The organism is Gordonia sp. (in: high G+C Gram-positive bacteria) (genome assembly GCF_047606305.1).
In the GTDB taxonomy this organism is placed as follows: Bacteria; Actinomycetota; Actinomycetes; order Mycobacteriales; family Mycobacteriaceae; genus Gordonia.
Window position 1 is genome coordinate 1 of sequence record NZ_JASGER010000008.1, and the last position, 9,932, is coordinate 9,932.

The following is a 9,932-nucleotide window of genomic DNA, read 5'->3' on the forward strand; positions in this document are numbered from 1 at the left end:
CCGCCCGCCGAGGCCACGCCCGCCCAGGCTCCCGCGCTGCCGGGCGACGCCCCGGAACCGGGCGTTCCCGCCGTCGACGTACCGGTCGAGACGACGGCCGTCGAGGAATCCCGCGCGCAGGTCCCGGGCGGATCGTCGGGGGGCACCGGCGCCGGGGACGCGCCCGCCAAGCGCAACCGCAAGAACAAGAACAAGCGCAAGAAGTCCGGATCGGGCGGCGGGGGAGCGGCGGCCGCCGGTGCCCTGCCCGTCGACCGCCTCGGTCTGCCGCCGACGCTGCCCAAGGGTGGACTGCGCGTGGTCGCCCTCGGCGGGATCGGCGAGATCGGCCGCAACATGACGGTCTTCGAATACGACGGCCAGCTGCTCATCGTCGACTGCGGCGTGCTGTTCCCCGAGGACGCCCAGCCCGGCGTGGACCTGATCCTCCCGGACTTCCACTACATCGAAGACCGGATGGACGACGTCGCCGCGATCATCCTCACCCACGGGCACGAGGACCACATCGGCGCCGTGCCGTTCCTGCTGCGCCTGCGCGCCGACATCCCGGTCGTCGGATCCCGGTTCACCCTCGCGCTCGTCGCCGCCAAGTGCCGCGAGCACCGGCAGCGGCCGAGGCTGGTCGAGGTGGTCGAGGGCCAGCGCACCCAGCACGGTGCCTTCGACTGCGAGTACTTCGCCGTCAACCACTCGATCCCCGATGCGATCGCGGTGGCGATCCGCACGCCCGCCGGCCTGGCGCTGCACACCGGCGACATCAAGCTCGACCAGTTGCCGCTCGACGGCCGCCTCACCGACCTGGCCGGGTTCAGCCGCCTCGGCGACGACGGCGTCGACCTGTTCCTGGTCGACTCCACCAATGCCGAGGTCCCCGGCTTCGTCACGCCCGAGCGCGAGATCGGCGGCGTCCTCGACCAGGTGATCGGCCAGGCGCGGCAACGCGTCATCGTCGCCTCCTTCGCCAGCCACGTGCACCGCATCCAGCAGATCGTCGACGTCGCCGACCGGCACAACCGCCGCGTGGCCTTCGTCGGCCGCTCGATGGTCCGCAACATGCAGATCGCCCAGGACCTCGGCTACCTGTCGGTCCCCGACGGCGTCGTCGTCGACCTGGACACCGCGGCCTCGCTGCCCGACGACCGGCTCGTGCTCATCTCGACCGGATCGCAGGGCGAGCCGCTGTCGGCGCTGTCGCGGATGGCGCGCGGCGAACACCGCCAGATCAACATCCGGGCGAACGACCTCGTCGTCCTGGCCTCCTCGCTCATCCCGGGCAACGAGAACTCGGTGTTCGCCGTCGTCAACGGCCTGGTGCGGCGCGGCGCGAAGGTCATCACGCAGCAGAGCGCCAAGGTGCACGTGTCCGGCCACGCGTCGGCCGGCGAGCTGCTCTACCTCTACAACGCGGTCCGTCCGACCAACGCGATGCCGGTGCACGGCGAGTGGCGCCACCTGCGCGCCAACGCCGCTCTGGCCGAGGCGACCGGGGTGGACCCGGATCGGATCGTCCTGGCCGAGGACGGTGTCGTCGTCGACATGGTCGACGGGTTGGCCGAGATCGTCGGCCGCGTGCCGGTCGGGCACGTCTACGTCGACGGCCTGTCGGTCGGCGACGTGGGGGAGTCGACGCTGTCCGAGCGCCTGGTGCTCGGCGAGGGCGGCTTCATCGCGATCACCGTCGCGGTGGACGCCGCCACCGGCAAACCGGTGTCGACGCCGGAGGTGTCCGGGCGCGGCTTCTCCGACAGCCCCGACGCGCTCAAGCAGGCGGCCGAGGTCGTCAACGACGCGTTGGACGTGTTGTCGACCGAGGGCATCACCGATGCGCACGCGGTGGCCCAGACCATCCGTCGGGCGGTCGGGCGGTGGGTCGCCGAGACCTACCGCCGGCGCCCGATGATCGTGCCGACCGTTCTCGAGGTCAACGGCTGACGGTGGGCGGTTAAGTCACAAATCCGACACGGCTCTCGTTACCCGTGTTGCGTGTGTGATTGTTGTGACTGGTGGCGTTAAGCTTCCTCTCATGGCTTCCAAGGCACCCAGTCGGTCTGCCGCGCGCTCGACCGCCACCCGCGGCTCCGCCGGCAAGACCAAGTCCACCCGCTCGGGTTCGACGCGCACCACCGGCTCGCGCACGACCTCCTCGGGGGGCCCACGCGGATCGGCCACGCGCACGTCCGGCACCCGGTCGTCGGCCCCTCGCGGCGGATCGTCGGGCGGCACCGCGCGCAAGCGCCCGTCGGGCGGACGCGCGACCAACGCCTCGGTGGACCTGCACCGCCCGAAGGCGACGGCCCAAATCGGCCACGGCATCGCCTCGGCCTGGTCCTTCGCCGCCCGCGGCGTCGGCTCGGTCGTCCGCATCGGCAGCGCCTACGAGGCGCCGGCCTCCGACGACCCGGACGTCTACGGCGAGCAGTCCGTCGTCGAACCCGACCGTCGGCGCGACTCGATCGCCCTGATCCTGCTGGTGCTGGCCGCCGCGCTGGCGGCCTTCGTCTGGTTCGGCGTCGCCGAGCCGGTCGGCCCGCTGTTCGACGCGCTCATCCGCGCCGGAGTGGGCATCGGCGCCTACGCGGTGCCCGTCCTCCTGTTCGTCGCGGCCATGGTGCTGATGCGCCGGCCCGCCGACCCGGTGCGCCGACCCCGCATCGTCGTCGGTTCGCTGCTGGTCCTCGTGTCGGTGCTCGGCCTGATCCACCTCATCGGCGGGCAACCGGTCGACGTCGACGGCCGCAGCAAGGCCGGCGGATTCCTCGGATTCGCCGCGGGTACGCCGCTGAGCAGCGGAATCACCCCCTGGTTCGCCGTCCCGCTGCTGGTGCTGGTGTGCCTGGGCGGCGGCGTGCTGATCTCCCGCCACAGCCTGCGCGACCTGTTCGACGGGGCCCGCGGCTACCTGGGAATCGGCACCGGGGTCGGGCGTTACGGCGTCGTCGGCGCCGATGACTTCGCCGAGGACTACGACGAGTACGCGGACTACGACGAGTACGACGAGTACGACGAGGACTACGACGACGGCTACGACGCCTCCGCCTCCGCCGCCGCGTACGAGTACGACGACTACGACGCCGAAACTCCGGTCGGCGTGCCGGCCCCGTGGGACGCCGACGCCGGTGCCGAGCCCTACGAGGCCGCCCCGGCCCCGCGCGCACCCCGGCGGGCCCCGACGCCGCACGAGAACTATCCGCTCGACGGCGGGGCCGCCGGCCGGATGCCGGCGCCGGTCGACCCGCTCGACGACGTGGGGCTGGCCAACCAGGTCACGATGCCCATCGGCGAGGAGGTCACCGAGCCCATCGGCACCGTCCCGGCGGCGCCCAAGCGCCCCCGCAAGCGGGCCTACCGCCTCCCACCGGCGAAGCTGCTGATCGACGGCGATCCGCCCAAGCGCGGCAGTCGTGCCAACGACGAGATGATCGACCGCATCACCGCGGTCCTCGACCAGTTCAAGATCGACGCCACGGTCACCGGCTACATGCGCGGGCCGACCGTCACCCGCTACGAGGTCGAACTCGGTCCCGGTGTGAAAGTCGAGAAGATCACCGCCCTGCAGCGCAACATCGCCTATGCGGCGGCCACCGACAACGTCCGCCTGCTCGCCCCCATCCCGGGCAAGTCGGCGGTCGGCATCGAGGTGCCCAACGCGGACCGGGAGATGGTCCGCCTGGCCGACGTGCTCAAGGCGCCGAAGACCCGCAAGGACAAGCACCCGCTGCTCATCGGCCTGGGCAAGGACGTCGAGGGCGACTTCGTGACGGCCAACCTGGCCAAGATGCCGCACCTGCTCGTCGCCGGTTCGACGGGTTCGGGCAAGTCCAGCTTCGTCAACTCGATGCTGGTCTCGTTGCTGGCGCGGTGCAGCCCCGACGACGTGCGGCTCATCCTGATCGACCCGAAGATGGTCGAGCTGACACCCTACGAGGGCATCCCGCACCTGATCACGCCGATCGTCACCCAGCCCAAGAAGGCGGCCGCCGCCCTCGCCTGGCTGGTGGAGGAGATGGAACAGCGCTACCAGGACATGCAGGCCAACCGGGTGCGCAACATCGACGACTTCAACACCAAGGTGCGCTCCGGCGAGATCACGGCTCCACTCGGCAGCGAGCGCGTGTACCAGCCGTACCCGTACATCGTCGCCATCGTCGACGAGCTCGCCGACCTGATGATGACCGCGCCCAAGGACGTCGAGGACGCGATCGTTCGCATCACGCAGAAGGCGCGCGCGGCGGGCATCCACCTGGTGCTGGCCACCCAGCGCCCGTCGGTGGACGTGGTCACCGGCCTGATCAAGACGAACGTGCCGTCGCGGTTGGCGTTCTCGACGCAGTCGGTCACCGACTCGCGCGTCATCCTCGACCAGCCGGGCGCCGAGAAGCTGATCGGCATGGGCGACGGGCTCTTCCTGCCCATGGGCGCGAGCAAGCCGCTGCGCATGCAGGGCGCCTACATCAGCGACGAGGAGATCAGCGCGGTCGTCGAGTTCACCAAGGAACAGGCGCAGCCGGAGTTCGTCGAGGGGGTCACCGAGCAGAAGGCCGGCGACAAGAAGGAGATCGACGCCGACATCGGTGGCGATCTCGACGACCTGCTCCAGGCGATCGAACTCGTGGTGAGCAGTCAGCTGGGCTCCACGTCGATGCTGCAGCGCAAGCTGCGCGTCGGCTTCGCGAAGGCCGGCCGCCTGATGGACCTGATGGAGACCCGCGGCATCGTCGGGCCGTCCGAGGGGTCCAAGGCGCGCGAGGTGCTGGTCAAGCCCGAGGACCTCGCCGGCACCATCGCCCTGATCACCGGCGGCGCGGACGCCAACGGGGCGCCGTTCTGAGCCCTATACTCGGCGCGATGAGCACCCAACCAGGTATCCGATTCGGTCGGGCCGCCGTGGCGGCCCTTGCGGCCGCGGCCGTCGCCGTCGTGAGCTGTGGCGCCAAGGACGATCCGGCCCATGCCGCACCGCGCATCGGCGGCGGGGTCATCGCACCGCTGACCATGTCGATCGGCGACCTGGCCGGTCGCACCGTGGACCTGCGCGTGGGCCGGGTGCTCAACATCAACGTGCCCGACGCCGACGTCACCGCCTACCGGGGCCGGGTGGCCGATCGGCGGGTGGCGTCCTTCACGCCGGGTCGCGCGCTGCCGCCTGCTCAGGGCGGGGCGCGCTTCAACCCCGGAGTCCGGGCACTCGCGCCCGGTCAGACGTCGGTGACGATGAGCAAGCCCGGCCGCGGCCCGGTGCGGTTCACGGTCCGCGTGCACTAGCTCCCTGCGGTAGACTGGGCGGCACGATCTTGTAGGGGGAGTATCCCCACGACGGCGCTCTCGTCATTACGGCGCCGCGGAGACGGTGTGCCGATCACCTCGTCGACGCGGAACCCGGGACGTCGGTCCGGTCCATCGGTCCGGATGGGAGAGACCTGAAGCATCGCAGCCTTCGTGCTGCGCGCTTTGGAGGCTCCCGTGGCAATCTCGACACTCACCTGGACCATCACCGCCCTGGTCATCCTGGGGCTGTTCGTCTTCGACTACTTCGCCCACGTGCGCGTGCCGCACGAGCCGACCCTGCGCGAATCGGGGTTTTGGTCGGCGGTCTACATCGCGATCGCCGTCGCGTTCGGGCTCTTCGTGTGGTGGAAGTGGGGCGGCGGATTCGCCGGCGAATACTTCGCCGGCTACGTCACCGAGAAGGCGCTGTCGGTCGACAACCTCTTCGTCTTCGTGGTCATCATGGCCACTTTCGCGGTGCCGCGGATCTACCAGCAGAAGGTGCTGCTGCTCGGCATCCTCATGGCGCTGGTCATGCGCGGCGCCTTCATCGCCGTCGGTGCCGCCGCGATCGCCCGCTACAGCTGGGTGTTCTACGCCTTCGGACTGATCCTGATCCTCACCGCGGTCAACATGCTCCGCAGCGGCGACGAGTCGCCCGGCGACGGGCGGATCGAACGGTTCGCCAAGCGGCGGCTGCGCACCTCCGACGACTACGACGGCGACCGGCTGCTCACCCGCGTCGACGGCCGGCGGATGGCGACGCCGCTGCTGTTGGTGCTGGTGGTCATCGGGTTCACCGACGTGCTGTTCGCCTTCGACTCCATCCCCGCGATCTACGGTCTGACGCAGCAGCCCTACCTGGTGTTCACCGCGAACGCCTTCGCCCTGATGGGTCTGCGCCAGCTGTACTTCCTGATCGGCGGCATGCTCGACCGCCTGGTGTTCCTGTCCTACGGGCTGGCCTTCATCCTCGGCTTCATCGGCCTGAAGCTCGTTCTGCACGCGCTGCACGAGAACACCCTGGGGTTCGTGAACGGCGGTGAGCACGTGCCGGTGCCGGAGGTGTCCACGCCGCTGTCGCTGGCCGTTATCGGCGGCACGCTGGCAATCACGACCATCGCGAGCCTGGTCTATTCGGCACGGAAGGCGCGACGCTAGTCGGGCAGGTCGTGGCGGTCGTCGAGGACGGCCAGCATGCGCGTGTTGCCGAGGGTGTTGGGCTTGACGTACGAGAGGTCGAGGAACTCGGCGACACCGGTGTCGTAGGAGCGGCACATCTCCTCGTAGACCTCACGGGTGACCGGCGTCCCCTCGATCTCGGCGAAACCGTGCCGGGCGAAGAACTCCGTCTCGAAGGTCAGCACGAACACCCGGTGCAGGTCGAGCTGGCGTGCGACGGCCATCAGGCGCCCGACGATCCGGTGCCCGATCCCCTTGCCCGAGTGCGCCGGGTCCACCGCGACGGTGCGCACCTCGCCCAGGTCGGACCACAGGACGTGCAGGGCCCCACAGCCGACGACCGCGCCGTCGTGTTCGGCCACCCAGAACTCTTGGACCGACTCGTACAACGTCACCAGGTTCTTCGCGAGCAGGATCTTGCCCGAATAGACGTCGATCAGCTCTTTGATACGGGGGACGTCCGACGTGCGGGCGCGCCGGACCACCGTCGCGCCGGAATCGGATGCAGCCGTCATGGATGAACAGCGTAGCCCCGGGGTGACGACACCCGCGTGTTTGCCCGGCCGCAGCGCGGCGGGCCGGGGACGCACCGCTAGGCTGGATCCGTGGAGACATGCGAGGGCGGTGCCGACGCGCAGGGGATGGCGGCGGCCGCCGACGGGCACCCCGTCGAGTCCGCCCCGCCGTCCGTGTGGAACATCGCCAACTACTTGACGGTGCTGCGCCTGCTGTTGGTCCCGGTCTTCGTCGTCGTGCTGTTCGTCGACGACGGGAAGTCGACCGTCTGGCGTCTGGCGGCCTTTGCGATCTTCGTCGTCGCCGCCGTCACCGACCAGGTCGACGGCCGTCTGGCCCGCAAATACGGCCTGGTCACCGACTTCGGCAAGATCGCCGATCCGATCGCGGACAAGGCGCTCGTCGGCGCGGCCCTGGTGGGCCTGTCGGTCCTGGGCGTCCTGCCGTGGTGGGTCACCGCGGTGATCATCGTCCGCGAGGTCGGTGTCACCGCCCTGCGGTTCTGGGTGCTGCGGCACGGCGTGATCCCGGCCAGCCGGGGCGGCAAGCTGAAAACCATGCTGCAGTCGATCGCGATCGGCCTGTACCTGCTCCCGTTGCCCCACCCGTGGGAGTGGGCCGGCCATGTCGTGATGGCCGCCGCGCTGGTCGTGACCGTCGCGACCGGCATCGACTACGTCTACCAGGCGCTCTCGCTGCGCCGAGGAGCCGCGAAGAGCGATGACTGACCCCAGGTTCGACCCGTCCTACGACCCGCTGGCCGAGGGGACGGCCGCCGCCGACCTCGTCGAGGCTCTCCGCGTGCGCGGACAGACGGTGGCCACCGCAGAGTCCCTGACCGCCGGGCTGATGTCCGCGACGATCGCCGGTGTCCCCGGCGCGAGCGCGGTGCTGCGCGGTGGACTCGTGGTGTACGCGACCGACGCGAAGGCCGGCATCGGCGGCGTCGACCCGGCGGTGCTGGCCGCCGACGGTCCGGTCGCGGCGAGCACGGCGCGACAGCTCGCCCTGGCCGCGGCCCGGAATTTGGATGCGACCTGGGGTGTTGCACTCACCGGAGTGGCCGGACCCGACCCCCAGGACGGCCACGAGCCGGGCACGGTGTTCTGTGGCCTGGTCCGGCGGCGGTCGCTGTCGGACGAGGTGTTCGCCCACGCCTGGGAGCTGAGCGGCAGCCGATGGGAAATTCGACTAACCTCGGCGAGGCGGGCGCTGCAGGAGTTGTTGGCGGCGGTGCTCGCCGACGGAGCCCGATGAGGGCCCGGAGCGATGAAGGAGGCTTGATGGTCGAGCAGAACGTGCTCTTGCGGGAGGCGCTGGGCGCCGGACTGCGCCATGCGCGCACCGAGCAGCACCGCACGCTGCGCGAGATCTCGACCGCGGCCCGGGTCTCGCTCGGTTACCTGTCCGAGGTCGAGCGCGGGCAGAAGGAGGCGTCGAGCGAGCTGCTCGCCGCCATCTGCGACGCCCTCGACATGGAACTCGCGGACCTCCTGATCGACGCGGGCACCGCGTTGCGCGCGGAGGCCGCCGCGCAGATGCCGCCGGTCGTCATGGCCGCGCCGCGACCGGCGCATTCCGATCGGCTCGCCGCCGCGTAGGCGCGCGGCGCGTTAGATTTGACCCATCGCGCGCACCGGTTCGCGCACCCATCCGAGACGAAAGAGTACGAGCAGATGGCCAACCCGATCGTGAAGATGTGGAACTACATGCGGGCCTGGGGCAATGCCACGATCGATGACAAGGCCGACCCCAAGATCCAGATCCAGCAGGCGATCGAGGACGCCCAGCGCCAGCACCAGGCGCTGTCGCAGCAGGCCGCCGCCGTGATCGGCAACCAGCGCCAGCTGGAGATGAAGCTCAACCGTCAGCTCGAGGACGTCGAGCGGCTGCAGGCCAACACCCGCCAGGCCCTGACCCTGGCCGACCAGGCGACCGCCGCCGGCGACACCGCCAAGGCGACCGAGTACACCAACGCGGCGGAGGCCTTCGCCGCGCAGCTGGTCACCGCCGAGCAGTCGGTGGAGGACCTCAAGACCCTGCACGACCAGTCCCTGCAGGCGGCGTCGGAGGCGAAGACGGCCGTCGAGCGGAACGCCATGATGCTGCAGCAGAAGCTCGCCGAGCGCTCCAAGCTGCTCACCCAGCTGGAGCAGGCGAAGATGCAGGAGCAGGTCAGTGCGTCGCTGCAGCAGATGAGCGAGCTGACCGTGCCGGGGAACACCCCGAGCCTGGACCAGGTCCGCGAGAAGATCGAGCAGCGCTACGCGAATGCGTTGGGCTCGGCCGAACTCGCCCGGAACTCGGTGTCGGGCCGGATGGCCGAGGTCGAGGCCTCCAGCACCAAGCTCGCCGGGCACGCCCGCCTCGAGGAGATCCGCGCCAGCATGGGCGAACTGCCGAAGGGCGAATCGGGCGCCGCGCCGTCGCTGGAGAAGAAGGCGCGACCCAAGACTGAGAAGGGCTGACACACCAGCCGTGCGCGTGGCCCTCGTGGCCGGTGACGAAGCCGGTCACGCGTTTCCCGCATTCGCCCTGGCCCAGCGCCTCGCCGCCGCCGGTCACTCTGCGACCGTCTTCACCGGTGCGCGGTGGAGCGATGCCGACGTCGTCGGGGCGCGGGTCGCCGACCTCCCGGGGCTCGCCGCCGTCGACGGCGACGACGACGAGGACGCCGGCGCGAAACTGAGTACCCGTGCCGCGCGGATGGCCGTCGAGTTGGAGCCGCGGTTGCGCGGTCGGTTCGACCTCGTCGTGGGCGACGTCATCACCCGCTGCGGCGGATGGGCCGCCGAACTCGCCGGACTGCCGTGGGTCGAACTCTCCCCGCACCCGCTCTACGACCAATCCCGCGGCCTGCCGCCGATCGGGATGGGTCTGGCCGCCGGGACCGGCGTGCTGGGGCGCCTGCGCGACCGGGCGCTGCGGGCGATGAGCGCCCGGGCGGTGGCCACCGGGGAGCGCCAGCG

Annotated in this window: 9 protein-coding genes and 1 pseudogene; 9 read left to right on the top strand and 1 reads right to left on the bottom strand. The window is 70.6% G+C overall.

What is annotated here, in order from left to right; genetic code table 11:
• Window positions 1-36: 36 nt before the first annotated feature.
• The 4 genes from QM634_RS01170 (at window position 37) to QM634_RS01185 (ending at window position 6,426) form a co-directional block, all read left to right on the top strand.
• Entirely contained in the window at window positions 37-1,932 is a 1,896-nt protein-coding gene (locus QM634_RS01170; RefSeq protein WP_415040953.1) for a ribonuclease J, read from the top strand.
• A gap of 91 nt (window positions 1,933-2,023) precedes the next feature.
• Window positions 2,024-4,828 (top strand): DNA translocase FtsK, encoded by a 2,805-nt coding sequence (locus QM634_RS01175; protein ID WP_415040946.1) that lies wholly within the window; start codon window positions 2,024-2,026, stop codon window positions 4,826-4,828.
• A 17-nt stretch (window positions 4,829-4,845) separates the two neighbouring features.
• Window positions 4,846-5,262 carry a hypothetical protein gene (locus QM634_RS01180; protein WP_415040947.1) on the top strand — a complete coding sequence of 139 codons (417 nt, stop codon included), beginning with the start codon at window positions 4,846-4,848 and terminating at the stop codon, window positions 5,260-5,262.
• 198 nt (window positions 5,263-5,460) lie between these two features.
• Window positions 5,461-6,426, top strand: a complete 966-nt coding sequence (locus tag QM634_RS01185) for a TerC family protein (RefSeq protein ID WP_415040948.1) — start codon at window positions 5,461-5,463, stop codon at window positions 6,424-6,426.
• On the opposite strand, the gene QM634_RS01190 is transcribed toward QM634_RS01185, so the two are convergent.
• The gene (locus QM634_RS01190) at window positions 6,423-6,962 is read right to left on the bottom strand and encodes an amino-acid N-acetyltransferase (RefSeq protein WP_415040949.1); all 540 of its coding nucleotides are present in this window, start codon (window positions 6,960-6,962) and stop codon (window positions 6,423-6,425) included. The two genes, QM634_RS01185 and QM634_RS01190, sit on opposite strands and share 4 nt — an antisense overlap.
• Before the next feature lie 126 nt (window positions 6,963-7,088).
• Here QM634_RS01190 and pgsA point away from each other — a divergent pair, with 126 nt between their 5' ends.
• The 5 genes and pseudogenes from pgsA to QM634_RS01215 form a co-directional block, all read left to right on the top strand.
• A complete protein-coding gene (gene pgsA / locus QM634_RS01195; protein ID WP_415040954.1) occupies window positions 7,089-7,691 on the top strand; it encodes a CDP-diacylglycerol--glycerol-3-phosphate 3-phosphatidyltransferase in 603 nt (200 codons plus the stop codon).
• Window positions 7,684-8,220, top strand: a complete 537-nt coding sequence (locus tag QM634_RS01200) for a CinA family protein (protein WP_415040950.1) — start codon at window positions 7,684-7,686, stop codon at window positions 8,218-8,220. The genes pgsA and QM634_RS01200 overlap by 8 nt, the downstream gene beginning before the upstream one ends.
• 26 nt (window positions 8,221-8,246) lie before the next feature.
• Window positions 8,247-8,564, top strand: coding sequence for a helix-turn-helix domain-containing protein (locus tag QM634_RS01205; RefSeq protein WP_415040951.1), 318 nt, complete (start codon window positions 8,247-8,249; stop codon window positions 8,562-8,564).
• Between the two features lie 75 nt (window positions 8,565-8,639).
• Window positions 8,640-9,431 carry a PspA/IM30 family protein gene (locus tag QM634_RS01210; protein WP_415040952.1) on the top strand — a complete coding sequence of 264 codons (792 nt, stop codon included), beginning with the start codon at window positions 8,640-8,642 and terminating at the stop codon, window positions 9,429-9,431.
• A gap of 10 nt (window positions 9,432-9,441) precedes the next feature.
• Window positions 9,442-9,932: pseudogene (locus QM634_RS01215) on the top strand (glycosyl transferase); the annotation flags it as partial.

Bases quoted from the DNA above. Each gene is read 5' to 3' on its own strand.
- QM634_RS01190 (WP_415040949.1), bottom strand. From the start codon at position 6,962: ATGACGGCTGCATCCGATTCCGGCGCGACGGTGGTCCGGCGCGCCCGC.
- QM634_RS01180 (WP_415040947.1), top strand. From the start codon at position 4,846: ATGAGCACCCAACCAGGTATCCGATTCGGTCGGGCCGCCGTGGCGGCC.
- QM634_RS01210 (WP_415040952.1), top strand. From the start codon at position 8,640: ATGGCCAACCCGATCGTGAAGATGTGGAACTACATGCGGGCCTGGGGC.
- QM634_RS01200 (WP_415040950.1), top strand. From the start codon at position 7,684: ATGACTGACCCCAGGTTCGACCCGTCCTACGACCCGCTGGCCGAGGGG.
- pgsA (WP_415040954.1), top strand. From the start codon at position 7,089: ATGGCGGCGGCCGCCGACGGGCACCCCGTCGAGTCCGCCCCGCCGTCC.
- QM634_RS01205 (WP_415040951.1), top strand. From the start codon at position 8,247: ATGGTCGAGCAGAACGTGCTCTTGCGGGAGGCGCTGGGCGCCGGACTG.
- QM634_RS01175 (WP_415040946.1), top strand. From the start codon at position 2,024: ATGGCTTCCAAGGCACCCAGTCGGTCTGCCGCGCGCTCGACCGCCACC.